The sequence below is a fragment of the Paraburkholderia sp. JPY465 genome, assembly GCF_050436725.1.
In the GTDB taxonomy this organism is placed as follows: domain Bacteria; phylum Pseudomonadota; class Gammaproteobacteria; order Burkholderiales; family Burkholderiaceae; genus Paraburkholderia; species Paraburkholderia youngii.
Genome location: NZ_JBNDMT010000002.1, coordinates 1,611,227 through 1,636,662 on the forward strand (window position 1 = coordinate 1,611,227; position 25,436 = coordinate 1,636,662).

At 65.0% G+C, this 25,436-nt stretch carries 21 protein-coding genes; 12 read left to right on the forward strand and 9 right to left on the reverse strand.

What is annotated here, in order from left to right:
* Positions 1 to 93: 93 nt before the first annotated feature.
* The 5 genes from glgX to QFZ94_RS09495 form a co-directional block, all read right to left on the reverse strand.
* Complete coding sequence (gene glgX, locus QFZ94_RS09475; RefSeq protein ID WP_429456447.1) at positions 94 to 2,307, reverse strand: glycogen debranching protein GlgX; 2,214 nt, start codon at positions 2,305 to 2,307, stop codon at positions 94 to 96.
* A 115-nt stretch (positions 2,308 to 2,422) separates the two neighbouring features.
* Positions 2,423 to 4,633 (reverse strand): 1,4-alpha-glucan branching protein GlgB, encoded by a 2,211-nt coding sequence (glgB, locus tag QFZ94_RS09480; protein WP_429456449.1) that lies wholly within the window; start codon positions 4,631 to 4,633, stop codon positions 2,423 to 2,425.
* Positions 4,626 to 8,093: a maltose alpha-D-glucosyltransferase gene (gene treS, locus QFZ94_RS09485; RefSeq protein WP_368584151.1), complete on the reverse strand. Its 3,468-nt coding sequence runs from the start codon at positions 8,091 to 8,093 to the stop codon at positions 4,626 to 4,628. Before treS ends, glgB begins: the two co-directional genes overlap by 8 nt.
* Positions 8,090 to 11,542 carry a maltotransferase domain-containing protein gene (locus QFZ94_RS09490; RefSeq protein ID WP_410848789.1) on the reverse strand — a complete coding sequence of 1,151 codons (3,453 nt, stop codon included), beginning with the start codon at positions 11,540 to 11,542 and terminating at the stop codon, positions 8,090 to 8,092. The genes treS and QFZ94_RS09490 overlap by 4 nt, the downstream gene beginning before the upstream one ends.
* A gap of 490 nt (positions 11,543 to 12,032) precedes the next feature.
* Entirely contained in the window at positions 12,033 to 12,695 is a 663-nt protein-coding gene (locus QFZ94_RS09495) for a DUF1345 domain-containing protein (RefSeq protein ID WP_429456451.1), read from the reverse strand.
* 342 nt (positions 12,696 to 13,037) lie between these two features.
* On the opposite strand from QFZ94_RS09495, the gene QFZ94_RS09500 reads away from it, so the two are divergent.
* The 4 genes from QFZ94_RS09500 (at position 13,038) to QFZ94_RS09515 (ending at position 17,724) form a co-directional block, all read left to right on the forward strand.
* Positions 13,038 to 13,664 carry a sugar dehydrogenase complex small subunit gene (locus QFZ94_RS09500; protein ID WP_429456453.1) on the forward strand — a complete coding sequence of 209 codons (627 nt, stop codon included), beginning with the start codon at positions 13,038 to 13,040 and terminating at the stop codon, positions 13,662 to 13,664.
* 80 nt (positions 13,665 to 13,744) lie between these two features.
* Positions 13,745 to 15,346, forward strand: coding sequence for a GMC family oxidoreductase (locus tag QFZ94_RS09505; RefSeq protein WP_429456455.1), 1,602 nt, complete (start codon positions 13,745 to 13,747; stop codon positions 15,344 to 15,346).
* Between the two features lie 21 nt (positions 15,347 to 15,367).
* Positions 15,368 to 16,798: a cytochrome c gene (locus QFZ94_RS09510; protein ID WP_429456457.1), complete on the forward strand. Its 1,431-nt coding sequence runs from the start codon at positions 15,368 to 15,370 to the stop codon at positions 16,796 to 16,798.
* Between the two features lie 188 nt (positions 16,799 to 16,986).
* Positions 16,987 to 17,724, forward strand: a complete 738-nt coding sequence (locus QFZ94_RS09515; RefSeq protein ID WP_410848793.1) for a metallophosphoesterase — start codon at positions 16,987 to 16,989, stop codon at positions 17,722 to 17,724.
* A 37-nt stretch (positions 17,725 to 17,761) separates the two neighbouring features.
* On the opposite strand, the gene QFZ94_RS09520 is transcribed toward QFZ94_RS09515, so the two are convergent.
* Entirely contained in the window at positions 17,762 to 18,463 is a 702-nt protein-coding gene (locus tag QFZ94_RS09520; protein WP_429456459.1) for an RES family NAD+ phosphorylase, read from the reverse strand.
* Positions 18,460 to 18,822 carry an MbcA/ParS/Xre antitoxin family protein gene (locus tag QFZ94_RS09525; protein ID WP_368584143.1) on the reverse strand — a complete coding sequence of 121 codons (363 nt, stop codon included), beginning with the start codon at positions 18,820 to 18,822 and terminating at the stop codon, positions 18,460 to 18,462. The genes QFZ94_RS09520 and QFZ94_RS09525 overlap by 4 nt, the downstream gene beginning before the upstream one ends.
* 186 nt (positions 18,823 to 19,008) lie before the next feature.
* Here QFZ94_RS09525 and QFZ94_RS09530 point away from each other — a divergent pair, with 186 nt between their 5' ends.
* Positions 19,009 to 19,635, forward strand: a complete 627-nt coding sequence (locus tag QFZ94_RS09530; protein ID WP_429456461.1) for a hypothetical protein — start codon at positions 19,009 to 19,011, stop codon at positions 19,633 to 19,635.
* Between the two features lie 44 nt (positions 19,636 to 19,679).
* Here the strand turns inward: QFZ94_RS09530 and QFZ94_RS09535 are convergent, their stop codons facing one another.
* Complete coding sequence (locus QFZ94_RS09535; protein WP_429456463.1) at positions 19,680 to 20,531, reverse strand: LysR family transcriptional regulator; 852 nt, start codon at positions 20,529 to 20,531, stop codon at positions 19,680 to 19,682.
* A 98-nt stretch (positions 20,532 to 20,629) separates the two neighbouring features.
* On the opposite strand from QFZ94_RS09535, the gene QFZ94_RS09540 reads away from it, so the two are divergent.
* The 6 genes from QFZ94_RS09540 (at position 20,630) to arsH (ending at position 24,242) form a co-directional block, all read left to right on the forward strand.
* Positions 20,630 to 21,022 (forward strand): tautomerase family protein, encoded by a 393-nt coding sequence (locus tag QFZ94_RS09540; RefSeq protein WP_429456465.1) that lies wholly within the window; start codon positions 20,630 to 20,632, stop codon positions 21,020 to 21,022.
* Between the two features lie 63 nt (positions 21,023 to 21,085).
* The gene (locus tag QFZ94_RS09545) at positions 21,086 to 21,418 is read left to right on the forward strand and encodes an ArsR/SmtB family transcription factor (RefSeq protein WP_368584139.1); all 333 of its coding nucleotides are present in this window, start codon (positions 21,086 to 21,088) and stop codon (positions 21,416 to 21,418) included.
* Positions 21,415 to 21,882 carry an ArsI/CadI family heavy metal resistance metalloenzyme gene (locus tag QFZ94_RS09550; protein WP_429456468.1) on the forward strand — a complete coding sequence of 156 codons (468 nt, stop codon included), beginning with the start codon at positions 21,415 to 21,417 and terminating at the stop codon, positions 21,880 to 21,882. The genes QFZ94_RS09545 and QFZ94_RS09550 overlap by 4 nt, the downstream gene beginning before the upstream one ends.
* The gene (locus QFZ94_RS09555; RefSeq protein WP_429456470.1) at positions 21,879 to 22,400 is read left to right on the forward strand and encodes an arsenate reductase ArsC; all 522 of its coding nucleotides are present in this window, start codon (positions 21,879 to 21,881) and stop codon (positions 22,398 to 22,400) included. The genes QFZ94_RS09550 and QFZ94_RS09555 overlap by 4 nt, the downstream gene beginning before the upstream one ends.
* Positions 22,387 to 23,484 carry an ACR3 family arsenite efflux transporter gene (arsB, locus tag QFZ94_RS09560; protein ID WP_429456472.1) on the forward strand — a complete coding sequence of 366 codons (1,098 nt, stop codon included), beginning with the start codon at positions 22,387 to 22,389 and terminating at the stop codon, positions 23,482 to 23,484. The genes QFZ94_RS09555 and arsB overlap by 14 nt, the downstream gene beginning before the upstream one ends.
* Entirely contained in the window at positions 23,481 to 24,242 is a 762-nt protein-coding gene (arsH, locus tag QFZ94_RS09565) for an arsenical resistance protein ArsH (RefSeq protein ID WP_429456474.1), read from the forward strand. Before arsB ends, arsH begins: the two co-directional genes overlap by 4 nt.
* Before the next feature lie 66 nt (positions 24,243 to 24,308).
* Here arsH and QFZ94_RS09570 read toward each other — a convergent pair whose 3' ends face one another.
* On the reverse strand, positions 24,309 to 24,557 hold the full coding sequence (locus QFZ94_RS09570; RefSeq protein WP_368584134.1) for a hypothetical protein: 249 nt from the start codon (positions 24,555 to 24,557) through the stop codon (positions 24,309 to 24,311).
* A 144-nt stretch (positions 24,558 to 24,701) separates the two neighbouring features.
* On the opposite strand from QFZ94_RS09570, the gene QFZ94_RS09575 reads away from it, so the two are divergent.
* The gene (locus QFZ94_RS09575; RefSeq protein WP_368584133.1) at positions 24,702 to 25,406 is read left to right on the forward strand and encodes an SDR family NAD(P)-dependent oxidoreductase; all 705 of its coding nucleotides are present in this window, start codon (positions 24,702 to 24,704) and stop codon (positions 25,404 to 25,406) included.
* Positions 25,407 to 25,436 lie beyond the last annotated feature (30 nt).

Below are 25,436 nucleotides of genomic sequence, written 5' to 3' on the forward strand. Positions count from 1 at the left end.
TGACGCAACGCAAGCATTGCGTCGCAACATTCTTGCCACCCCGGCCGCGTTGCGATTTGTCCACGCTCGAACTATGTCGCCGCAGTGCATCGTTCATTGCGAGCCATCGTCGTCTGGTGTCTGCGCGCCGGGGTCGGGCGGCAGCGCGGTCAACAACCGCGGCCCGTGCTGCGCGCCAGCCACCCAGCCGGCTTGCCAATCCGCTTCGCCGGTCGGCTGCGCGGCTAGTATCACGAGGCCGTGTGCGCCGACCTCGAGTTCGGCCGTGGCGAGTCTCTGCGGCGCGCGGTCCGGATCGGCGGTGTCCAGCAGCACATGCCATTCCAGATGCGGCGCGGGAGGCGAGAACTGCAGCGGTTCGTCGTGAGCGTTGAGCATCAATAACAATACTTCGGTTTCGCCATTCAGGCCCGGTCCCGCGCGACGCAACGTGAACGCGCGTCCCTCCGGGTCCTGCCACGCTTCGATCGTCAGCGGATCGCCGTGTTCGTCGAACCAGCCGACGTCGAACAGGCCGGGCAGCACCTCGCGGTCGCCGAACAGAAAGCGCGTTTCACGCAACAGCGGGTGGCGCTTTCGCAAGCCGATCACGCGCGCGACGAACTCGGTCATGCGCCGGCCTTCCGCTGAATCGGCAAGGTCCCAGTCGATCCAGGATAGGTCGTTATCCTGACAGTAAGCATTGTTGTTGCCGCGTTGGGTGCGCAGCGCTTCGTCGCCGGCGAGCAGCATCGGCGTGCCGAGCGCGATCATCAGTGTCGCGATCAGCGAGCGCGACACGCGGCGGCGCGTGGCGAGAATCGCGGGGTCGTCGGTCGCGCCTTCGACACCCCAGTTGCGGCTGCAATTCTCGTTGTGGCCGTCGTTGTTGTCTTCCTGATTCGCTTCGTTGTGCTTCTGCTCGTACGCGGTGACATCGGCCAATGTGAAGCCGTCATGCGACGTGACGAAGTTGAGCGACGCCCACGGCTTGCGATGCCGCCGGTTGAACAGATCGGCCGAACCGGTCAGGCGCGCCGCGAGGTCGGGCCGCAGGCCGGCGTCGCCGCGCCAGAACCGTCGCACCGTGTCACGGAAACGGTCGTTCCATTCGCTGAAGCCCGGCGGATGATTGCCTAGCTGATAGCCGCCAGGGCCGATATCCCATGGCTCGGAAATCAGCTTGCGTTGCGACAGCACCGGGTCCTGGCGCAACGCGTCGAACAGGCCCGAACCCGGGTCGAAGCCGTGGCTTTCGCGCCCGAGCGTCACACCGAGATCGAAACGGAAGCCGTCGATGTTGAACGCGGTCGACCAGTAGCGCAGCGAATCCATCACCATCTGCATCACGCGCGGATGCGGCAGATTGACCGTGTTGCCGCAGCCGGTGTCGTTGATATGGTGACGCTCGTCGCCGGGGATCAGCCGGTAGTAGCTGGCGTTGTCGAGGCCGCGCCATGAGATGGTCGGGCCCATCTCGTTGCTTTCGCAGGTGTGGTTGTAGACCACGTCGAGAATCACCTCGATGCCGGCCGCGTGAAGTTGCCGCACGGCGATGCGCATTTCGTCGAGCCGGTGCGTGCTCAGGTAGGTCGGCTCCGGAGCGAAGAACGCGGCCGTGTTGTAGCCCCAGTAGTTGCGCAGGCCGCGCTCCACGAGGAAGCGGTCGTTCAGAAACGCGTGCACGGGCAGCAGCTCGACCGCGGTCACGCCGAGCTTCAGCAGATGCTCGATGAACTCCGGCGCCGCGAGTGCCGCGAACGTGCCGCGTTCATGCTGGCGCAGATCGGAGCGCAGCATCGACGCGCCGCGCAGGTGCGTTTCGTAGATCACGGTTTCGCCCCACGGCACGTCCGGACGCCGGTCGTGCGACGAGTCGAACGCCTCGTCGACGACGACGCACTTGGGCATCGCGGGCGCGGAATCGCGCCGGTCGATCGAAAGGTCCGCGCGATTCGAATGCACGCGATAGCCGAACAGCGCGTCGGACCAGCGAAACTGCCCGACGAGCTTGCGCGCATACGGGTCGAGCAGCAGCTTGTGCGGATTGAAGCGATGCCCGAAATGCGGCTGATACGGCCCGTGCGCGCGAAAGCCGTACGCGGTGCCCGGATGCGCGTTCGGCAGATAGCCGTGCCAGATCTCGTCGGTGCATTCGGGCATGGCGAAGCGGCGGATCTCCTTGCGTCCGGTGGAATCGAACAGGCACAGCTCGATTTTTTGCGCATTGGCCGAGAACACCGCGAAGTTGACGCCCAGCCCGTCCCAGCTCGCGCCGAGCGGATACGGTGAGCCGGGCAGCAACCGGTCGGGCAACGCATGCGACATGTTTTCCCTTTCCTGTTCTGATTGTCGAGCTAGAGCCCGGGTCCGTCCGAGTCTTCATGCAACGGGTGCGCGGCGCTTGCCTTTGCGCCGCGCACCTGTGCTGCGGCACGTTTCCTTAGTCCGCGCGCAAGACGATAGTTGCGAGTGGCGGCAAAGTCAGCGCGGCGGAATGCGGCCTGCCGTGGCTCGTTACCTGGTCGGAATGGATCAGCCCGCCGTTGCCCATGTTCGAGCCGCCGTATACGGCCGCATCGGTGTTGAGCACTTCCACCCAGCGCCCGCCGCGCGGCATGCCGAGCCGATAGCCGAGCCGCGGCACCGGCGTCATGTTGCACACCACGACGAACTCCTGGCCCGCGCCGTCGGTGCGCCGATAGGCGAACACGCTGTTGGCGCTGTCGTCGCCGATCAACCATTCGAAGCCGCCCGGTTCGCTGTCGAGCAGATGCAGCGCCGGCTCGTTGCGATACAGATGGTTCAGGTCGCGCACCAGCAATTGCACGCCGTGGTGAGCCGGATCGTCGAGAAGATTCCAATGCGGCGAGCCGTCATGATCGAACTCCGCCATCTGGCCGAATTCGCCGCCCATGAACATCAGCTTCTTGCCCGGGTGCGTCCACATGAAACCGAAGTACGCGCGCAGATTCGCGAAACGCTGCCAGCGGTCGCCGGGCATCTTGCCGAGCAGCGAACCCTTGCCGTGCACCACCTCGTCGTGCGAAAGCGGCAGCACGAAGCGCTCGGAATACGCGTAGACCATGCCGAACGTCATGTTGTGGTGGTGGTACTGGCGATACATCGGGTCTTCGTGCATGTAGTGCAGCGTGTCGTGCATCCAGCCCATGTTCCACTTGAAGTCGAAGCCGAGACCGCCGTCCGCGACGCTTGCGGTCACGCCGGGCCATGCGGTGGATTCCTCCGCGACCGTGATCGCGCCGGGTGCGCCCGGCACATAGCGGACTTCATGATTCAAGCGCTTCAGGAACGCGATCGATTCGAGATTCTCGCGCCCGCCATAGATGTTCGGCACCCACTCGCCGGCCGCGCGCGAGTAGTCGCGATACAGCATCGACGCGACCGCATCCACGCGCAGGCCGTCGACGTGATAGCGCTGCAGCCACGCGAGCCCCGACGCGATCAGGAACGCGCTCACCTCGTTGCGGCCGAGGTTGTAGATCATCGTGTTCCAGTCCTGGTGATAGCCCTCGCGCGGATCGGCATGTTCGTAGAGCGGCGTGCCGTCGAAATCGATCAGGCCATGCGCGTCGTTCGGAAAATGCGCGGGCACCCAGTCGAGAATCACGCCGAGCCCCGCTTCGTGCGCGCGATCGACGAAACGCGCGAACTGCTCGGGCTTGCCGAAGCGCGCGGACGGCGCGAACTGCCCAAGCGGCTGATAGCCCCACGAGCCGCCGAACGGATGCTCGGCGATCGGCAGAAATTCGATGTGCGTGAAGCCCATGCTCTTCGCGTAGGGAATCAGCCGCTCGGCGAGCTCTTCCCAGACGAGACCGCGCTGGCCTTCTTCGGCGATGCGCAGCCATGACTCTGCATGCACTTCGTAGATCGCAATCGGCGTGCGCGCGGTCTGCTTGCCGGCGCGCGACTGGATCCACTCGTGATCGGTCCACGGAAACTGCTCGATCTCGTCCACGTGCGCGACGATCGACGCGGTGCCCGGCGGCTTTTCAGTCTGCATCGCGCACGGATCGGCCTTCAAAGGCAGCGGATGGCCGTCGCGCGACAGCAGCTCGTACTTGTAGCGCGTGCCGGCGCCGACGCGCGGCACGAACAGCTCCCACACGCCCGCCTGGTGACGCAGCCGCATCGGATGACGGCGGCCGTCCCACGCGTTGAAGTCGCCGACCACCGACACGCGCCGCGCATTCGGTGCCCACACGGCAAAGCGCACGCCCGGCACACCGTCGATGTCGACCGGCCGCGCGCCCAGACATTCGAGCACCGCGTACGGATCGCCGTGCGCAAGACGTTGGAGCGGCTCGTCGCCGAGCACCGGACCGAACGAATAGGTATCTTCCACTTCCTGCACGACGCCATGCCAGTCGATGCGCAACCGATACGGCATCGCCGACGTGATGCGGCCCGCGAACAGGCCAGGCCGGAGTTGCTCGAGCTCGCCGAGCGTCGCGCCATCGGCGCGCGAAATCACGGTGACGTGCGCGGCATTCGGCAGCAGCGCGCGCACGATCGGACCCGCGGCGGTCTGATGCAGCCCCAGCTGCGAAAACGGATCGGGGTGGCGCGCTTCGACGAGCGCGTCGATATCGACGGGTTGAAGGCCTGCGGCCGGATCATGCTCACTCATAGTCGCCCTCGGCCGGGTTGGGCGGCGTAGCGGAGCCGGACACCCGGGTTGATGGATCGTAATGCGGCGGTGCGCCGGTATCGCCCAGCAGTCGGCTCGTGAGCGCGGCGAGGCCGCGTACCGGTAAGCCGAGCCATGTCGGCCGGTTGGCCGCCTCGTAGCGAATCTCGTAAGCGGCCTTCTCGATCAGGAACAGATCGAGCAGCGCCTCTTCGGATTCGGGCGCGACGAGCGGCTCCGACGACTGAGCGGCCGCCGCGCGGTATTCGGCGAGGAACGCCGTGGTCGCGTGGGAGCGGAAGCGCTCGAACAGAGCACGCTTGCGATCCGCGGTCTGTTGCGGCGCGCTTTCGGTGGTCGATTGCGCGGCCGCGCTCGCATACGACAGCGAGCGCATCAGACCGGCCACGTCACGCAACGGGCTCGATTTCTGGCGACGCTCCTCGAGCGAACGCGCGGGCTCGCCCTCGAAGTCGATCAGATACGCGTCGCCGTGCGCGACCAATACCTGACCGAGATGGAAGTCGCCGTGGATGCGGATGCGCAACGCCCCCGCGTCGCCCGGCACGAGATTGTCGACCGCCTTGACCAGCGCGGCGCGCCGATCGATCAGACTTTGCGCGAGCCCCTTCGTGTCCGCGTCGCTCATCTCCGCGATGCGCGGCGCGAGCAGATCGAGCGCGCTCGCGAGCATCGTCTGCGTTGCGTCGACCCATGCTTTCACCTGCTCGGCGTTGGCATGTTCCGGCGCGAATGCGGGGTCGTCGCTCGGCGTGGCGAGCGCGACGTGCAGCTCGCCGAGCCGTCGGCCGATGATGCCCGCGAGTTCACCGTAGCCGTCCAGCAGAATCGACTCGTTCGTGCGGTCGGGTGCGGTCTGCGTTTCGGTGTCGACCGCGATTGCCAGCTCGTCGACCGAGCGGCGCAGATAATCGAGCGACCAGTTCCACGCGTCGCCCTGATTGTCGATAAAGCCCTGCAGGATCGCGAGCGTATGCGGCACGCCCTCGGGATCGACGCGCACCACTTCGCCATACAGCGGCGCGGTGTTCGCATAGCCGAGCTGTGTCAGATAGCGGCTGATTTCCGCTTCCGGATGGATGCCGCTGACGAGCCGCCGCACCAGCTTCAGCACCGCGGCATCGGCGATGATCAGCGAGCTGTTGCTCTGCTCGGCGGCAAGCCAGCGAATCTCGGGCCGCTCGCCGAGATTGTCGAGTTCGGCGAAGCGCTCGGTCGGCAGGAACTTGATCTCGCTCTTCTGCACGGTCGGCACGACTGCGTGTTCGCGCATCTTGCGCAGCACGTTGTGGGCGAAGATCGGCAGCGAGAACGCGTCGGTCAGATGGCCGACGGTGCGGCCCCGTCGCACGCGCGCCAATGCCAACTGCAGGAACAGCGGCGTGGTGGTTTCACCGCCCCATGTGAGCGCGATCGGCACCACGTAGCGCTCGGTGTGATCGCCGACGTCCACTTCGATTTCAGTGAATGCGAAGCCGCCGTTCGGAATCGTGGTCAGCGCGGCGAGCCGCACCGCATGCATCTTCTGATCCTTCGACGCGAACCAGCGGCGCCGGCTCAGCCACGACGGCAGCACTTCGGATTCGAGCAGCCGCACGTTTTCGGGTGTCGGCCCGGTCTGCCCCTCGCGGATCACGATCGTGACGAACTCGGGCAGCGGCTCGGAATGCGCCTGCGCCCACGTCGGCCGTCCGCCGCCTTCGCACAGCATGAACCACAGGAAGCCGTATGGCGGGAACGTCAGCAGATAGGTCAGTTGGCCGATCGCGGGGAACACCGAATCGGCGGTCATCTCGACCGGCACGAAGCCGTTGAATTCGGACAGGTCCAGCTCGACCGCCTGCGGCGCGCGCGACAGATTCGCGACGCACAGGATCGGCGCCTCGCCGGGCATCTCGCGCAGATACGCGAGAATCTTGCGGTTTTCCGGCTTCAGAAAGCGGATCGTGCCGCGTCCGAAGGTCTGCTTCGAGCGCCGCGTCGACAGCATGCGGCGCGTCCAGTTCAATAGCGAGTGCGGGTCGCGGCTCTGCGCTTCGACGTTGACCGCGTCGAAGCCGTACAGCGTACCCATCACGGGCGGCAGCACCAGTTGCTCGGGGTCGGCGCGCGAGAAGCCGCCGTTGCGATCCGACGACCACTGCATCGGCGTGCGCACGCCGTCGCGGTCGCCGAGGTGGATGTTGTCGCCCATGCCGAGTTCGTCGCCGTAGTAGATGACGGGCGTACCGGGCATCGACAGCAGCAGCGAGTTGATCAGCTCGATGCGGCGGCGGTCGCGCTCCATCAGCGGCGCGAGACGGCGGCGAATGCCGAGATTCAGACGTGCGCGGCGATCGCTCGCATAGGTGTTCCAAAGATAGTCGCGCTCGGAATCGGTGACCATTTCGAGCGTCAGCTCGTCGTGATTGCGCAGGAAGATCGCCCACTGGTTCGAATCGGGGAGGTCCGGCGTCTGCTTCATGATGTCGGTGATCGGGAAGCGGTCCTCGCTCGCGATCGACATGTAGATGCGCGGCATCAGCGGGAAGTGGAACGCCATATGGCATTCGTCTTCGTTGCCGAAGTACTCCTTCACGTCCTCGGGCCACTGGTTCGCCTCGGCGAGCAGCATCCGGTTCGGATACTCGGCGTCGATGGTCGCGCGAATCCGCTTCAGGATCTCGTGCGTTTCCGGCAGGTTCTCGTTGTTGGTGCCTTCACGCTCGACCAGGTACGGCACCGCATCGAGCCGCAGCCCGTCGATGCCCATGTCGAGCCAGAAGCGCATCACCTGCAGCACCTCTCGCATCACCGCCGGATTGTCGAAATTCAGATCGGGCTGGTGCGAGTAGAAGCGGTGCCAGTAGTACGCGCCCGCAACCGGATCGTGCGTCCAGTTCGACGGCTCCGAGTCGATGAAGATGATGCGCGTCTCCGCGTACTTCTGATCGGTATCGGACCACACGTAGTAGTTGCGATAGTTCGAGCCGGCCTTCGCGCGCCGCGCGCGCTGGAACCACGGGTGCTGATCCGACGTGTGGTTGATGACGAGCTCCGTAATCACGCGGATGCCGCGCGCGTGCGCTTCCTGAATGAAGCGCCGCACGTCCGCGAGCTGACCGTAGTCGGGATGCACGTTGCGGTAGTCGGCGATGTCGTAGCCGTCGTCACGGCGTGGCGACGGGTAGAACGGCAGCAGCCAGATCGCGTTGACGCCCAGCTCGGCGATGTAGTCGAGCTTGGCGATCAGGCCGGGGAAATCGCCGACGCCGTCGTTGTTCGCATCGAAAAACGACTTGATGTGCACCTGGTAGATGATCGCGTCCTTGTACCACAGCGGATCGTCGCTGAGCGCCGCGGGTTTGCCGCGCCGGCGCGTGCGTACCTTCGCCGCGGTGCCGACGGCCGCGGCCGTTTGCGCCTCGTGCGTGGATTGGGCTGGATCGTCGCGCTTCATGTTCCACCTTCCATCCAGGTTGGGGTGACAGCGTCTGCGTGAAGAGTGCTGTCGTGTTCGTGGTCGCTGTCCTCCGGGCGATCGGCGGGCAGGCCGCCTAGCGGCGCGATGCGCCAGATCGAGAACGGCTGGCCCGAGCCGAGCCGCACGTGCTGCCAGCGTCCGTGCCATTCGAAGCGTGCGCCGGTCATCTGGTCGATCACTTCGAGCGCGGCATGGTCGTGCAGATGCCAGCGCTGGAACGTGTCCCACGACAACTCGATGTCCGCGCCCTGTTCGTTGAACGGATCGAGATTGATCGCGACGACGATCACGTTGTCGCGCGACTCGGTCGCTTTCTCGAAGAACAGGATGTGATCGTTGTGCGCGGTGAGGAACGTGAGACCGAGATGCGTTTGCAGCGCGGGATTCGCGCGCCGGATGCGATTCAGTGCGGTGATCTCGCCGACGATATTGCCGGGCCGGTGCCAGTCCCACGCGCGCAACTGATACTTTTCGGAGTCCAGGTACTCTTCGCTGTTCGGCAGCGCGGTGGCCTCGCACAGTTCGAAGCCGCTATACACGCCCCACAGCCCGGCCAGTGTCGCGGCCAGCGCCGCGCGGATCAGAAAGCCCGTGCGTCCCTGCGATTGCAGATGGCGCGGGTTGATGTCCGGGGTATTGACGAAGAAGTTCGGCCGGTAGAAATCGCGCGCGCCGGTCTGCGTGAGCTCACTCATGTACTCGATGAAATCGCGCTTCGACTCGCGCCACGTGAAGTACGTGTACGACTGCGAGAAGCCGATCTTGCCGAGCCGGTTCATCATGCGCGGCCGCGTGAACGCTTCGGCGAGGAAGATGACATCGGGGTGGCGCGCACGCACGTCGGCGATCATCCATTCCCAGAACGGCAGCGGCTTGGTGTGCGGGTTGTCGACGCGGAAGATGCGCACACCCGCGTCGACCCAGAACAGGATCACGTCGCGCAACGCGAGCCACAGGTCGGGCTTCGCATCGTGCGCGTAGAAGTCCGGGTTGACGATGTCCTGGTACTTCTTCGGTGGATTCTCTGCATAGCGCAGCGTGCCGTCGGGGCGCCACGCGAACCACGTCGGATGTTCTTTCAGCCACGGGTGATCGGGCGAGCACTGGATCGCGAAGTCGAGCGCGATTTCGAGGCCGTGCGCATGCGCGGCGGCCAGCATCGCCTTGAAATCGTCGAGCGTGCCGAGCTGCGGATGCACGGCGGTGTGGCCGCCTTCGGCCGCGCCGATCGCATAGGGACTGCCGACATCGCCCGGCTGCGCGGTCAGCGTGTTGTTGCGGCCCTTGCGGTTCGCGAGGCCGATCGGATGAATCGGCGGAAAGTACAGCACGTCGAAGCCCATGTCGCGGATGCGCGGCAGTTTCGCGGTCACGTCCGCGAACGTGCCGTGGCGCGATTCGTCGTCGCTCATCGAACGCGGGAAGATCTCGTACCAGCTCGCGAAATAGGCCGCGGTGCGTTCCGCGTCGATCTTGTAGATCACCTGATCGCGGCTCAGAAACGGCCGGTGGCGCGCGGCGGTCATCGCTGCCGCGGTGGCGGGCGCGAGAATCAGCGCGAGCTTCTGTTCGGCGTCGGCCTTCTGGAAGTCGCGCACGATGTGTTCGAGCTGCTCCTTGTCCGCGCCTTCGCTAGTCTCGACTTCGGCGAGCACGAGCGCGAACAGATGCGCGGCTTCGTCGAGTTCGATCTCGACGGTCTGGTTCGCCTTCAGCTTCTTCTGGATGTGCTCGACGAGCGAGGCAAAGTCGTCGCGCCACGCGATCACGGTGAATTCATAGCGGCCGATCCGCTCGAGCGGAATCCGCGCGCTCCACAAGTCGAGACCGGCCGGCGGCGCGGGCGACATCAGCTCTTCGTGCCACGCGGTTTCGTCGGCCGCGCGCCACAGCACGGCGGCCGCGATCTTGTCGTGACCTTCGGCAAAGATCGCCGCGCGAATCTCCGCGCGCTCGCCGACGCTGCGCTTGGCCGCGAAGCGGCCGTTTTCCACCGACGGCGACACGCTCTCGATTGCGACGCGCGGCGCTTCGATCGCGTCGAGCACGGTCTTGTGGCCGCTGCGCTTGCTGTTCGACTTGTCGATGGGCGGCGCGAGGTAGATTGGCTGTTCCGCGAACGCGCGCAGCAGCCGCACCGCGCCCGGCGCGAGCGCGAACGGCGCGAGGGCCGCGGGTTCGTTCCGGCCGCGCGCATCGAGCGGCACGAAGCGCGTGAAGCTGCCCGGCACGCCCGCGAGGAAGCGCGCGGGATCGACCCGCACTGGCGCGCCGAGTTCGGGATTCACGACGATCAGGAGTGCTTCGCTGGCGTCGCGCAGATCGGCCGCGTCGGCGCGCAGCAGAACCGCGGCCGATGCGCCGGGTCCGCTCAATTGGCGCAATTCACCGTTCGCATGCAGCGTCGGCGTATTGCGCGCGAAGTCGTTCGCCTGGGTGACGGCGGCGCTCAGATCGAAGCGCCGTGACTGCACGGCGCGCGCGAACTGCGCGGCGTCGCCGCGCGTTTGCGACATCGGTTCGGCGATGCCGTATTCGAAGCCCATCGGCATCATCCAGCCGCTGCCCAATGCAACCGACGTGAACAGCGCGCGTCGATACGCCCGCTCGACGATCGCCGCATCGTGCACGTCGCTCAACTCGGCGGCGAGGCGCGTGCCGTACGGCGCTTCGGGAAAGGCGATCGGCGCACCGACGCGCGCGAGCGCCGCATGCTCCTCGGCCATCCAGCTCGAACGGAAGTCCCACCAGCGCACGGACGAAAACGCGCTGTCGAAGCCGGCTGCTTCGAGCCCGGGCAGATCGCCGCGCGACAGGCCCGGCGTTGCCGCGAGAAAGCGCATATGCGGATGCTTCGCGCGCACTTCATCGCCGAGATGCCGCCATACGGCAGCCGGCACGCGGTGCGGCGAATCGAAACGGAAGCCGCCGACGCCCGCCTCGGCGAGCGCGAGCAGTTGCTGGGTCCACCAGACGCACAGCGAGGCACTCGTCGCGGGGTCGTCGAAATTCGCATAGGCGACGTTGTCTTCACGATGCACGTGACGCGGATCGAGCCGCGCGAGCTCGGACTCGCGCGCGTGAAACCAGTCCGAATGTTCGCTGTACAGCACGCCGTCGGCGGCCACGCGGTCGATCACCAGATCGATCAGCAGCGTCAGATTATTGCGGCGCGCGGCATCGGCGAGCATGCGTACGGCGTCGGGCACCGAATGCTGCGCCTCGAACACCGGATGCAGCCGCGCGTGATTGCCGACCACCTGAGCGTGGCCCGCCTGGCCCGGCTCGAACAGCCCGGCGATCAACGCGTGATCGAAGCCGAGCCCGGCCGCGTGAGCGAACTGCGCAGGCCAGGCATCGAGAGGCCCGACGAGAAGAGAGTGAAAAAAGTAAATCCGCGGCGCGTACCCGTTTGGAGGTTCCATCGGTCGTTTCCAGAGTTGTCCTGCTGCGGTGTGGATGCAGTTGGCATGCGATCACAGCGCTCATTGGGCTTCCCGAGCCGGATACCGCGCGATGCGTCAGCGGGGGCACGTACTGGTCAATGTAGTGCAAAGATCGTCACCCCGCTGGCCAGTCGCGGGTGCTTTCGCGCCAGACGCCGGTCCGGTGGGACTGGTCGTCACTCGTGGCGGAAAGGGAGCAAACCGTGTGCCAACGCGGCGACCCGCTAGCGGGAAAAGGGGGAGGTTACGTTGAGATGGCGGGTGCCGAAGGTGCGCGTCCGCACGGAGCGCGTGCGATTAAGCGGGCATTGTTACGCACGCCGCGGCTGGCGCGGCATGTAAAACGGGACCACGCGGGTCGGATTTACACGGACGGACGCGCGATGCCAGGGTGACGCTCACGTGGCAACCATGTGGCACGCGCGTGGCATTTGCATGAAATTCATGCGAGCGCCGCGCAATGGCCGAGTCACGAACCCAGCAGCCCCGCCGCGATGTTCACGCACAAGCCGAGCACCGCGACGTTGAAGTAGAACGACAGGACCGATTGCGCGAGTGTCGCGCGACGAATTTCGCGCGAGCGCAGCACCACGTCGGAGGTCTGCGACGCGACCGCGATCGTGAACGAGTAGTACAGGAAGTCCCAGTAATTCGGCAGTAAATGATGATCGGGAAATTTCAGCGCGGTCTCTTTCGCGTCGGCGTCGTAGTAGAGGCGCGCGTAGTGCAGCGTGAAGATCGTCGGAATCAGAAACCATGCGCCGATCAGCGTCAGACCGGTCAGCAGGTAGTGCCAGAAGGTCGTTGCGCCGCCCGAGCCCTTGGCCGACGCGAGTTCGAGCACGATCGCGGCGATGCTTGCGATCGTCGCGACGCAGATCACGATCAGTACGACGCCCGCGTTTTCGTCGTCGCGTATCGCGTATTCGCGCACGCGGTGCTCGTCGGCGAGAGCCATGTGCACCCAGATCATCAGCAGGTAGCTCCAGATGGCCGCGTCCCAGCCGATCAGTGTGCGCGCCATCGGACTCGTATGAACGGGCACGAGGAACGCGACGACGATCCCGATCACGAGGCCGATCACCGTGCGGGGCCGATTGCGAAGAACCTGCGGATAGTAGTTGATGGCCATGAGTCGAGATGTACGGCGAAGTATAGGGCAGTCGGTGTCGCGGATTCTACGCGTGCAACGAGGACCGATTGTCGAATGGTGGGTCACAGGCTATAGTCTTTCGCAGCGGCCTTGCGCGCCGCTTTCAGTTGAAAGGCGATTGGCAGAAAACGGCAGTAATCGTTGCCATTTCGCTCATGCATGCAACACCACACATGCGGCGCGCGTGAATCGCGCGCACGATTCGAGACCGCTGAAGCGGCGTCAGACCAGGTTTGGGGAAGAGCAAACGAAGCGGCACGCGAACGGCATCATGCCTTCCGAGTGCGGCTCGTCGAGAACGACTCATCATCTGGAGCCCCCATGACAGATGTTCCTGAGGATAACGATGCGCATCCCTACATGACGCATCGGCAAGGAGCGAAGTCCTATCGCAATGCCACGCGTTTCACCGGTTTATCCCAGTCGTTTTCCGCTTCGCGCAGGGCCTGGGTGCTCGGTTCGTGCGCGGCGGCCGCGGCGCTCGCGTTCGCCGGCGCGAGCCGTTCGCTGTCGTGGCTCGCGCCCGTCTTCGCCGCGACGCCGCCAGCCGGCGGCGGACTCGATGCCTTCCTCGCGCTGTCGCAACACCTCACCGGTCGTAGCAGTTTCGACACCGTGCTCGGCCAGCGTGTCTACGATGCGCTGTCGCGGGCCGATAACCAGTTCGCGCAGAACGTCGCGGCGCTGAATACGTGGCTGCAAGGCCACGGCGGCGTGCCGTCCGATACCGTCACGCAGGCGCTGCAGACCGACCATCCGGCGCTTGCGAAAGCGGTCGGCGCGATCATGCGCGCGTGGTATCTCGGACTCGTCGGCGACATGCCGCACGTCCAGGTGGTCGCGTATGAAAAGGCGCTGATGTTCGAGCCCGTGCAAGACGTGCTCACGATTCCCTCTTATTGCCGCGACGTGCCGTTCTACTGGACGCAGAAGCCGCTGCACGCGTGAGCCGCGCGGGCCCGCTAGCGGGCCACGCCAGCAGCGCACGAACAAAGCCCGCAACAGGCAGGGCACCGAAGAGAGAAACGATGGCAAACACACAATCCGCCGATATCGTCGTGGTCGGCTCGGGCGTCGCCGGCAGTCTGGTTGCGCATCAACTGGCGCTGGCGGGCGCGTCGGTGATGCTGCTCGAAGCCGGGCCGCGCATTCCACGCTGGCAGATCGTCGAGAACTTCCGCAACTCGCCGGCCAAGTCCGACTTCGCGACGCCGTATCCGTCGACGCCTTACGCGCCGCATCCCGAGTACGCGCCCGCGAACAACTACCTGATCCAGAAGGGCGATTATCCGTACAACTCACAATACGTGCGGCTCGTCGGCGGCACGACGTGGCACTGGGCGGCCGCCGCGTGGCGGCTGCTGCCGTCGGACTTCCAGTTGCACAAGCTGTATGGCGTCGGGCGCGATTGGCCATATCCGTACGAAACGCTTGAGCCGTGGTACGTCGCCGCCGAAGTGCAGCTCGGCGTGTCCGGTCCGGATAGTTCGATCGATCTCGGTTCGCCGCGCTCGAAGCCCTATCCGATGCAGCAGTTGCCGCTGTCGTACATGGATCAGCGTTTCAGCGACGTGCTCAATGCCCAGGGCTTCAAGGTCGTGCCCGAGCCGGTCGCGCGCAACAGCCGGCCCTACGATGCGCGACCGACCTGCTGCGGCAACAACAACTGCATGCCGATCTGCCCGATCGCCGCGATGTACAACGGCGTGATCCATGCGGAGAAGGCCGAGCAGGCCGGCGCCAAGCTGATTCCCGAAGCGGTCGTGTATCGCATCGAAGCGGACGACAAAGGGCTCATCACCGCGGTCCACTACAAGGACCCGAACGGCAATAGCACACGCGTCACCGGCAAGCTCTTCGTGCTCGCGGCGAACGGCATCGAAACGCCGAAGCTGATGCTGATGTCGACCTCGGACAAGTTCCCGCACGGCGTCGGCAACAGCTCCGATCAGGTCGGCCGCAACCTGATGGACCATCCGGGTACCGGCGTCACGTTTCTCGCCAACGAACCGCTGTGGCCCGGCCGCGGTCCGATGGAGATGACCTCGATCGTCAACTTCCGCGACGGCGCGTTCCGCTCCGACTACGCGTCGAAGAAGCTGCATCTGTCGAACGGCGTGCCGACCATGGGCGTTACCGCCGACCTGCTGAAAAGCGGCCTGACCGGCGCCGAGCTCGACCGGCAGATTCGCGACCGCGCGGCGCGCACGCTGAGTATCAACAGCTTTCACGAACATCTGCCGGAGCCGCAGAACCGCATCGTGCCGTCGGCCGATCACAAGGACGCGCTCGGCATTCCGCAGCCCGAGATCTACTACTCGATCAACGACTACGTGAAGAAGAGCGCCGCCGATACGCACGAACAGTACGCGAAGATCGCAGCGCTATTCGGCGGCAGCGAGGTCTCGTTCGACGACAGCTTCGCGCCGAACAATCACATCATGGGCACGACGATCATGGGCAGCGATGCGGCGAGTTCGGTCGTCGACGCCGACTGCCGCACGCACGATCATGCGAACCTGTTCATCGCCAGCAGCGGCGTGATGCCTACCGCCGCGTCGGTGAACTGCACGCTGACGATCGCGGCCTTGTCGCTGAAGCTGGCCGACAGGCTGAAGCGCGAAATCTGAGCGCTGACCGGAGAGCCACAAATGCTGAAGAACATCTCTCGCGTGCAGCCGGATTCTGCGCGGATGCACGTGGCCCAGCGCCGCCGCTTCGGCGGCGCGGCGCTCGCGGCCGCGTTTTCGCTGTTCGCGCTGTCGATTGCGTGGCACGAGTCGCACGGCCCCGACGCAGTTTCGACCGACGAAATGCCGATCACCCAGGCGCGCGCCGACGACGCGGCGCAGGCGTCGGACGGCGGCCAGGCGACGCTCGACGGCAGCGCCAGGAATGGCGAACTCGTGAAGCGCGGCCAATACCTGACCCGTGCCGCCGATTGCGCGGCCTGCCATACGGCGGACAAGTCGCGCCCATTCGCGGGCGGCCTGCCGATCAGCACACCGTTCGGCACGATCGTGACACCGAACATCACGCCCGATCCCGACACCGGCATCGGCCGATGGAGCGACGCCGACTTCATGCGCGCGATGCACGAAGGCATCGGCAAGGGCGGCGAGCGGCTCTATCCGGCGTTTCCGTACACGGCCTACACGCGCGCGACCAATGAGGACGTGCTCGCGATTCGCGCTTATCTGAACACGCTGACGCCGATTCACTACACGCCGCCCGCGAACAGTCTCAAGTTCCCGTTCAATCAGCGCTGGCTGATGGTGTTCTGGAACATGTTCAACTTCACCGAGGGGCGCTTCGTGCCGGACCCGAAAAAGAGCGCCGAATGGAACCGAGGCGCGTATCTGGTCGAAGGGCTTGCGCATTGCGAGGAATGCCACACGCCGCGCAATTTCATGCAGGGTCTGCAGTCGAGCGCGCGTTTCTCCGGTGCGGTGCAGGCCGGCTGGCATGCGTTCAATATCACGCCGGACAAACTGAGCGGCGTCGGCGACTGGCGCGACGACGAACTCAGGTCATATCTGTCGACCGGCGCGGCGCCGGGCCGCGCGAACGCTGCCGGACCGATGGGCGAGGTTGTCGCGAATAGCACGCAGTATCTGACGCCGGTGGATCTGCGCTCGGTCGTCGAGTTCTTGCGCTCGGTGCCGGCCGTGAGCGGCGGTGACGCGCGTCCCCGTCATCAATGGGGCAATCCCGCCAACGATGTCACCGCGCTGCGCGGCACCGCGATCACCGGCGTGAACGGCGCGCAGCTGTTCGTCGCCAATTGCGCGACCTGTCATAACTGGACCGGGCAGGGCGTGGGTGCGAGCGCGCCGGGCGCGTATCCGTCGCTGCTCCACAACTCGACGGTCGGCGCGAACGACGCAAACAATCTCGCGTTGGTGATTCTGCACGGCGTGAACCGCGCGACCGCGCACGCGGACGTGCTGATGCCCGCGTTCGGCGGCCATCTCGACGACGAGCAGATCGCGGCGATCACCAACTACGTGACGAAACAGTTCGGCAATCCGCAGGCGACGATCACGACCGGCCAGGTGGCGAAGCTGCGCACGCTGCAATAGCACGCGAGGCGACTCGCGCGCGCGGCAGGAGTGACTCACGAAAGCGTGCATTTCCGGTAACGCATACCGCGAACGTGTCGTTTTAGCGTCGTTTTTGCGTCGTTCGATCTCTTTCTTGCTCAATGAAGCGCGCCGATACGATAGGCACCCCGCATACGCGGGCGCGTCGGCGGCATTATCATGATGAGATGAACGCCACCCCCGCCAACTTCGTTCAGCATCACGACGCCAACGAGGCCGGCCGCGATTTCGTGGTCGGCGATCTGCACGGCTGCGTCGATGCGTTGCGTTACCTGCTGCGTCAGATCGCGTTCGATCCGACGTGCGACCGGCTGTTTTCGGTCGGCGATCTGGTGGATCGGGGCGAGCACTCGGAGCAGGCGCTCGCGCTGCTCGCGAAGCCGTGGTTCTATGCGGTGCTCGGCAATCACGAAGACGCGCTGTGCGCGGTCGCCGACGGCCGCTTGCGGCGGCAGTGGTGGTACGGCATCGGCGGCGCGTGGGCGGCCAACGTGCCCGACGAACGTCTGCGTTACTACGCCGAGCATCTGCGCACGCTGCCGCTCGTGCGCGTGGTCGGCAGCGGCAAGACGCGCTTCAACGTTCTGCACGCCGAATTCTTCGGCTCGGACGCCGATCTCGACGCGGGCAATTATTCGGCCGCAACGCGCCAGCAATTACTGTGGGGCCGCGAGCTCGCGCTCGGTCATGGCGATCCGCTGCGGCAACGCGGACTGTCGCTGACCTATTGCGGCCATACGCCGGTGCGCGACATCACGCAGATCGGCTCGCAGGTGTTCATCGATACCGGCGCGTTCGGGCCGGACGGCACGCTGACGATCGTGCAGCCGCAGGCGCTGCGCCGCTGGTCGATCTCGGTCGAAGCCGCTCGCGCGGAAGGCGCGGCGGAACTGGCCTTGCCTTGAGCGGCTGAAGTTGCCACGCGGCTGCGCTGCTCTCCTGTCAGCCGACCTGGTTCAACTCGAACACCATATCCACGCTCGTGCCGTTCCAGTTGTATTCGAGGTATGCCGCGTGATGGCAGTCGCGCAGCAGCGCCGTGCGGAACGCCGCGAGGCATTCGCCAGCGCTGTCGCGCACCGACGGATAGACGATGCCCGGCGCACCCGCCTCGCGCACCGCGCGCCCGAGCGCCTGCCCGGCAACGTAGTCGTCGGGCGATAGCACGGCTGCGTCGAGCTCGGGGTCGCGACGCAAGTCGACCACGCTGCCTTGCGCGGCTACCGTGTAAAGACGCATCTGCTGACGCATCGGCGGCTCGGCGGTCGCTTTGAGAAACTGACCGGTGTGATAGCGCGTTTCGGCGATCGCCGTCTCGCGTGAACGCGCGCAATAGAACACGCCGTAGGTGCCGTCGGAAAAGCGGCTGCCAAGCGGATTCAGATGCGTGAGCGCGGCCATGATCGGCCCGTAGCCCGGCCCGAAGCGGCGCTCCTCGCGCGGCACCAGATCGAGTTCGCCGATTTCGGTGCGCAGACGGTCGTTGGTCATTGCTTCGAGCGCGTACAGCGCTTCGAAATCTTCCGGCGACGCGACCCGATCGAACAGATTGATGGCCGGGAAGCGCGTCGGAATCACGCGATACGCGGGCGTCCAGTCGAGCGCGGCGCTGGTCCAGCGGTCCTGCCATTGCGGATTTGTCACGCCCAGCCGCCTCGCATTGCGTCGAGATACTGGCGCACGGCCACGAGATCGCTGATGTTGCCCGCCAGCATGCGGTCCAGCGCGCGTTTGCCGCCGAACGGCGGTGCGCTATTGGGGCGTTTGACCCAAGTGTCTGCGGCGTTGGGCTGCGGCAGCAGAATCTGCAGCGCCTTGTAGATGCCAAGCAGCAGCGACAGTCGCTCCAGCGTGTCGTGGCTGAGGCGTGCGGTCTCAGGCGTCGCTCTCCACTTGAAGAACGTCGAGCGGCCCGGCTTGCCGAGCAGCACGATCTGCTCGTCGGCGCTCAGGTCCCAGTCGCGCGCGATGTTGAAGAACGCACGCAGACCCGCCGCGGACATTTGCGTTAGCGTGGGTTCCGAAAGCGATCGTCGCGGCGACGCCTCGGGCGAGGAAATTCGGGCAGCGTGAGCCATTTCGGGTAAGTCCCTATGTGTACTTTTTAGTGATATTAGTCCATAAATGGATTTTTGCAAGAGAATATAATCCCGGCTCGTTTGGGCAGTCGTCGATCAGGAGAGCAGCAGATGCGGGTTCGAGCAGTGGCAGCGGCGCTGGCCGTGTGGTGTGTGTCGCAGGTGGCGTTGGCCGCCGGTTATGCGGAAGTATGGAATCCGCCGGAGGCGAGCGGACACGTTGTCAGGCAGGCGCACGCGCGGAAAAAGCCTGAGGCGACGAAGGTGAAGGTGAAGGCGGGCACGCAGAGTGGCGTCAAGTCCAAGGCCGGTGCGCATGCGCAGCAGGCGGCCAGTGTCCGGCACGCGGCGCCTCGCGTCGCATCGGCCGGCGCGAGCCACGGCGGCAACGTCGCGGCGCATGGCGGCGGCGTGGAAGTCGCGGCGTCGAGCCGGAACCGGTCGCACGCCACCGTGACCGCGCGGGCCGCGCAGCACGCGCAGCCGCATGTGCAACTGGCGCACGCAAAGCCGGCTCAGGGCAAGGTCGTGCGCGCCGATTTCGCGGCAGTTCACACCGCGCGTCCGCATGTGGACAAGGTTGCGGCCCAGCCGGCGGTTTCCCGTGCGAATCCGATCAGGCCCGCTACGCAGACTTCGCCGGACACGTCCGCAAACGTTAGCGGCGTCGCGCCGATGGGCTCCGTGCCCAATCCGGCGACCGCCAGCAGCGGTTCCCTGCCGCCGATCATCCACTGAGACTCCTTCGAGCGGTGCCGCGTGGCGTGGCATCGGTCGACGTGTCACGCCGCGGCGAGGCCGTTTGCGAGCAGCCGCAGCGTTTCCGCCGAGCGAGCCTCGCGTACGCGCGAATGCAGCGTTACACGCGATTCCGGTAGCGCAGGCAGGCCGAGCCGCACGCCGACGTCGATCAATCCGCGCGGCGCAACCCGGCGCGCGAGCGGCGACACGGCGAGCCCGGCGGCCACGGCCGCGCCCACCGCCGCGACACCACCCCCCACAAACACCTCCTGCCATGCGACCCCCGCCGCTGTGAGCGTGCGCAACGCGACGTCGCGCACGTTGCACGGCGGGCTCAATAGCGCGAGCGCCAGCGGCTCATCGAGTCGCGGTAGCCATGTCGGCGTCGCCAGCCAGCCGAGCGGTTCGCTGAACAGCGTCTGCGCGTCGTCGCGCGGCGGTTCGTCGGCGCCGTAGCGGACGATCGCCGCATCGAGCCGGCGTTCGTCGAACTGCGCGAGCAGCGCCGCCGACGTGCCCATATGCAGCTCGACCACCAGACCCGGATCGTGCGCGTTGAGCCGGCCTAGCAGGTGCGGCAGATCGGGCCCAGCGACGTGCTCGCTCAGCCCGAGCACGAGCCGCCGCCGCTCCACCGACAGCGCGCCGAGCGCGCGCTCGTGCGCGTTCAGCAACTCGCGCGCGGCGCCGAGAAACGCCTGGCCGTCGGCGGACAGACGCACGACGCGCGGCGTGCGCTCCAGCAACTGCTTGTCAAGGTGCGCCTCCAGTCGCTTCAATTTCAGGCTGACGGCCGATTGCGTGGTGTCGAGCGCGTCCGCGGCGCGCGTGAAGCTGCGCAGATCGGCGACCAGCACGAAGGCCCGCACGGCATCGAGATCGAGGACTTTCATTTCGAATGGAAATGGATGAAATAAGCATGGATATCTGTTTATTATGATCGAGCGCGCCTAAGCTGTGTTCATTCCAACACCGCAACAAGGAACCCATCATGCCGCTCACCCGAATCTCACTGCGCGCCGGCAAGCCGGCCGACTATCGCCATGCGCTGACCGCCGGTATTCAACGCTCGCTGGTGGACACGTTCAACGTGCCGAAGGACGACATGTTCATGCTGATCACGGAGCACACGGCCGACAACATGATCTACGACCGGCAATACCAGAATATCGAGCGCGGCGACGATCTCGTCGTGATCCAGCTGACCGTCAGCAACACGCGCTCGGTCGAGCAGAAGAAGGCGCTGTACCGGCGCATCGTCGATGAACTCGGGAAGTCGCCCGGCGTGCGGCCCGAGGATGTGTTCATCAATCTCGTCGAGGTCGAGAAGGAGAACTGGTCGTTTGGGAATGGGATTGCGCAGTACGCGAGCCGTCCCGACTAGCGCCCTGATCTCTACATTTCAACAAATGTTGAAATGTAGAGATGGAGTGGATATAGTGTCTTCATGGACACGATCAATGCCGTACGCGCGCTCGGCGCGCTCGCTCACGAATCCCGTCTCGCGATCTTTCGCCAGCTCGTCGTTGCCGGTCCCAAAGGCATGGCGGCTGGCGAAATAGCGCAGCAATTGGGCATTTCGCCTTCCGGCCTTTCATTCCACCTGAAAGACCTGACCCACGCCGCACTGGTGAATCCGCGGCAGGAAGGGCGCTTCGTCATCTACACCGCGAACTTCGACGCGATGACGTCGCTGATCGGCTTCCTCACAGAGAACTGCTGCTCCGGTACCTCGTGTGCCGCCAGCGACCTTCCCAACTGCTGCCCGGACGAAACATGAAACGCATGCACATTCACGTGGCTGTCGACAATCTTGCCGACAGCATCCGCTTCTACAGCGCGATGTTCGGCAATGTCGAGCCGACGGTCATCAAGAGCGATTACTGCAAGTGGGAGTTGAGCGACCCGGTCGTGAACTTCGCGATCTCGCAACGCGGGGCGAAGCCTGGCGTCGATCACATCGGCATCCAGGTCGAAACCGACGAGGAACTGGCAGAGATGAACGCGCGTTTCGCCGCCGCTGAAGTTCCCGTGCAACATCAGAGCGGCACGACATGCTGTTACGCGAAGTCGGACAAGGCATGGACAGTCGATCCGCAAGGCGTGGCTTGGGAAACCTTCCGGACGCTCGAATCGGCTCCGATCTATGGGCAATCTCATACCCAGGCATTGGCAGCGAACGAACCCGCGGCAGCCTGCTGCGTTCCGTCGCAGACAAGCATTTCATTTCGGAGCCGCACGTGAGCGGCAAACCGTATTCCGTGCTGATTCTCTGCACTGGCAACAGCGCCCGCAGCATCATGGCTGAGGCGCTGTTCAACGTGCTCGGCAAAGGCCAGTTTCGCGCGTACAGCGCGGGCAGCCATCCGTCCGGCGCAGTGAATCCGTTCGCGATCGAGAAATGCGCGGCGCTTGGCTACGACACCGCGAAGATGCGCAGCAAGAGCTGGGACGAGTTCGCCACGCCCGGCGCGCCGCGGATGGACTTCGTCATTACCGTATGCGATCAGGCTGCGGGCGAGGTCTGCCCGATCTGGCCCGGCGAGCCGGTCAGCGCACACTGGGGCTTTGAAGATCCCGCAGCCTGCCACGGAACCGACGACGAGAAGCGCCAGGTTTTCGACAAGGTCTATCGACAGATCATGAACCGCGTGAACCAGTTCGTGAACCTGCCGCTGCATGCGCTCAGCCACGACACGATCGAGCGCGAAATGCGTGCGATCGGCGAGCGTCCGGCAGAGGAAACCAATGAGTCGCGCTGACGCTCGTGCAGCCGCGCGCCCAGCTATCGGCTTCTTCGAGCGCTATCTGACAGTGTGGGTCGCGTTGTGCATCGTGGCAGGCGTGATCCTCGGCCAGATCTCGCCCAACGTGTTTCAGGTGCTCGGGCGCATGGAAGTCGCGCACGTGAACCTCCCGGTCGGCGCGCTGATCTGGGTGATGATCATCCCGATGCTCATCAAGATCGACTTCTCGGCGATGAAGCAGGTCGGCAGCCAATGGCGCGGTATCGGCGTGACGCTCGCGGTCAACTGGCTCGTCAAACCGTTCTCTATGGCCGTGCTGGGCTGGGTGTTCATTCGTCATGTGTTCAGGCCGTGGCTGCCCGACGGGCAACTCGACAGCTACGTCGCGGGTCTCATTCTGCTCGCGGCCGCGCCGTGCACGGCGATGGTTTTCGTGTGGTCGCAGTTGTGCAAGGGCGATCCGTATTTCACTCTGTCGCAGGTCGCGCTGAACGATTCGATCATGGTCGTAGCGTTCGCGCCACTCGTCGCATTGCTGCTGGGGCTGTCCGCGATTACGGTGCCGTGGGACACACTGATTGCTTCGGTTGGCCTGTATATCGTGTTCCCGGTCATCTTCGCGCAACTGCTGCGCCACCGCTTGCTTCGAAAGGGCGAAGAGCATTTCCTTAGTGTCGTTGCCCGTCTCGGTCCCTGGTCCATCTGCGCTTTGCTCTTGACGCTGGTCCTGCTGTTTGCGTTTCAGGGTCAACAGATCCTCGAGCAGCCGCTGGTAATCGCGATGCTCGCCGTGCCAATCCTGATCCAGGTGTTTCTGAACTCGGGACTGGCCTACCTGCTCAACCGCCAGTTGGGCGTCGCGCATTGCGTCGCTGGCCCGTCGAGTCTGATTGGCGCGAGCAACTTTTTCGAACTCGCCGTGGCCACGGCGATCAGCCTGTTCGGTTTTCATTCGGGTGCCGCGCTCGCGACCGTGGTCGGCGTCCTGATCGAGGTCCCGGTGATGCTGCTCGTCGTGGGCGTCGTGAAGCGTTCGCAAGGATGGTACGAATCAGGGCAGCGAAAAATCGCGCCCGCCTTGGGGAGAAACGGACCGTGATGAGTGACCTGCCGAACGTCAGCCCTTTGCACCTCGACATACCGGACGCGGACAAGCTGGCACCCGTGACGATTTCGGCGCATCCGCCACGCATCCTGCTGCTGTATGGTTCGCTGCGAGCAACGTCGTATAGCCGGTTGCTGACGCTCGAAGCCGAGCGCATCCTCCGGCATTTCGGCGCTGAAACTCGGGTATTCGACCCGCACGGCTTGCCGCTCGCCGATAGTGTCCCGGCAGACCATCCGAAAGTCGTCGAACTGCGCAAGCTGTCCGAATGGTCGGAGGGGCAGGTTTGGTGCAGCCCGGAGCGCCACGGCAATCTCACGGCCGTATTCAAGAATCAGATCGACTGGCTGCCGCTCGAAAGCGCGGGAATACGGCCGACCCAAGGCCGCACGCTGGCTGTGATGCAGGTGTGCGGAGGTTCGCAATCGTTCAATGCGGTCAACGCGCTGCGCGTGCTTGGCCGCTGGATGCGGATGGTGACCATCCCCAATCAGTCGTCGGTCGCGAAGGCATACCAGGAGTTCGATTCCGATGGCCGGATGAAGCCCTCGTCCTACTATGACCGCGTGGTCGATGTGATGGAAGAGCTGTTCAAGTTCACGCTGCTGGTGCGGGACCGTTCCGACTATCTGACCGATCGGTACAGCGAGCGCGAGGAGGCTGCGCCGATGCAGGGGAGCCTGCTTGCAGGCGCGGCGATGCGGCACGAAATCAGCTCCAATGCCGACACCGACGACAGCGAAACCGAATGAACCCTTAACCCGAGCACCTGCATGCCCGGCTGAAGACGCGGGTGCTGGCGTGGCCGAGCGGGCTGGCTAGTGCTTACCCCACCGCCAGCGTGGCGGCTCGCCCTTCAGCCAGCACACGAGCGCGAGAGCCGCGGTTAATAGTGCGACCAGCAACGCGAACATGAGCGGATGACCCGCGGGATGAAAGCGGAAAGCGACCACCCCGAGCAACACGAGATACGCGAGCAGCGTCACCCATCCTTGCCAGCGCACGGGAAAGCCCCAGCCCCAGCCATAGCGTTTAGCCGGGAACCAGTAGTGATCAGAGAGTGGCATCGGGCGGTCTCCTGATTCGGGCTTTTGCTCATTGTCGACGATTCACGGTCGATAAGTGCAAGCATTGCATCTTCCGCGCCGTGTCACGCGTGACTATGTTTCGTTGACCAGTTTCAACCCGAGTCCATCGACAGGAAACGCTCCATGCAACCCGCAACCGAACAAAAAACCGTGCTTCTGATCGGCGCCTCGCGCGGCCTCGGCTTCGCAATGGTCGAGGAGTACCTGAAACGCGGCTGGCGAGTCATCGCCACCGGCAGGCAAAATTCCACGAGCCGGCTCCTTCAGCTTGCGAAGGCGTCACCTGCGGCGCTCGAAGTCGAAACGGTCGACATCACGATTCCCGAACAGGTCGCCGCGCTGCGCGGCCGCCTCGAAGGACGCCCGATCGACATGCTCTTCGTCAATGCCGGCGTCAAGAACGACGATCGCGAAACGATCGCGGATGTATCGACCGACGAATTCGTGCGCGTGATGGTGACCAACGCGTTGAGTCCGATGCGGGTCGTCGAGGCGCTGCAGGATCTCGTTCGGCCGAGCGGCACGATCGGCGTGATGTCGTCGGGGCAGGGCAGCGTCGCCAACAACGAGAACGGCAACTACGAGGTCTATCGCGGCAGCAAGGCCGCGCTCAACATGTTCATGCGCAGCTTTGCCGCGCGTCATCGAAGCGACACCAAAACCCTGCTGCTGATGGCGCCCGGCTGGGTGCGAACCGACCTGGGCGGCCCGGACGCGCGTCTGAGCATCGACGAAAGCATCCCGAACCTGGTCAGCACGATCGACGCTTACGAAGGCCGCACCGGTTTGCATTACCTCGACTACCTCGGCAGAGTCGTGCCGTGGTGAGCCGCGAGCGCAGCGGCCAGCGGCGCAAGA

What these genes read in the sequence shown, in the direction of transcription:
- treS (WP_368584151.1), bottom strand. Translation starts at nt 8,093, where the DNA reads ATGAAGCGCGACGATCCAGCCCAATCCACGCACGAGGCGCAAACGGCC.
- arsB (WP_429456472.1), top strand. Translation starts at nt 22,387, where the DNA reads ATGAGTCGCGCTGACGCTCGTGCAGCCGCGCGCCCAGCTATCGGCTTC.
- glgB (WP_429456449.1), bottom strand. Translation starts at nt 4,633, where the DNA reads ATGAGTGAGCATGATCCGGCCGCAGGCCTTCAACCCGTCGATATCGAC.
- QFZ94_RS09515 (WP_410848793.1), top strand. Translation starts at nt 16,987, where the DNA reads ATGAACGCCACCCCCGCCAACTTCGTTCAGCATCACGACGCCAACGAG.
- QFZ94_RS09500 (WP_429456453.1), top strand. Translation starts at nt 13,038, where the DNA reads ATGACAGATGTTCCTGAGGATAACGATGCGCATCCCTACATGACGCAT.
- QFZ94_RS09535 (WP_429456463.1), bottom strand. Translation starts at nt 20,531, where the DNA reads ATGAAAGTCCTCGATCTCGATGCCGTGCGGGCCTTCGTGCTGGTCGCC.
- QFZ94_RS09575 (WP_368584133.1), top strand. Translation starts at nt 24,702, where the DNA reads ATGCAACCCGCAACCGAACAAAAAACCGTGCTTCTGATCGGCGCCTCG.
- glgX (WP_429456447.1), bottom strand. Translation starts at nt 2,307, where the DNA reads ATGTCGCATGCGTTGCCCGACCGGTTGCTGCCCGGCTCACCGTATCCG.
- QFZ94_RS09545 (WP_368584139.1), top strand. Translation starts at nt 21,086, where the DNA reads ATGGACACGATCAATGCCGTACGCGCGCTCGGCGCGCTCGCTCACGAA.
- QFZ94_RS09540 (WP_429456465.1), top strand. Translation starts at nt 20,630, where the DNA reads ATGCCGCTCACCCGAATCTCACTGCGCGCCGGCAAGCCGGCCGACTAT.
- QFZ94_RS09570 (WP_368584134.1), bottom strand. Translation starts at nt 24,557, where the DNA reads ATGCCACTCTCTGATCACTACTGGTTCCCGGCTAAACGCTATGGCTGG.
- QFZ94_RS09530 (WP_429456461.1), top strand. Translation starts at nt 19,009, where the DNA reads ATGCGGGTTCGAGCAGTGGCAGCGGCGCTGGCCGTGTGGTGTGTGTCG.
- QFZ94_RS09525 (WP_368584143.1), bottom strand. Translation starts at nt 18,822, where the DNA reads ATGTCCGCGGCGGGTCTGCGTGCGTTCTTCAACATCGCGCGCGACTGG.
- QFZ94_RS09490 (WP_410848789.1), bottom strand. Translation starts at nt 11,542, where the DNA reads ATGGAACCTCCAAACGGGTACGCGCCGCGGATTTACTTTTTTCACTCT.
- QFZ94_RS09495 (WP_429456451.1), bottom strand. Translation starts at nt 12,695, where the DNA reads ATGGCCATCAACTACTATCCGCAGGTTCTTCGCAATCGGCCCCGCACG.
- QFZ94_RS09510 (WP_429456457.1), top strand. Translation starts at nt 15,368, where the DNA reads ATGCTGAAGAACATCTCTCGCGTGCAGCCGGATTCTGCGCGGATGCAC.
- QFZ94_RS09550 (WP_429456468.1), top strand. Translation starts at nt 21,415, where the DNA reads ATGAAACGCATGCACATTCACGTGGCTGTCGACAATCTTGCCGACAGC.
- QFZ94_RS09505 (WP_429456455.1), top strand. Translation starts at nt 13,745, where the DNA reads ATGGCAAACACACAATCCGCCGATATCGTCGTGGTCGGCTCGGGCGTC.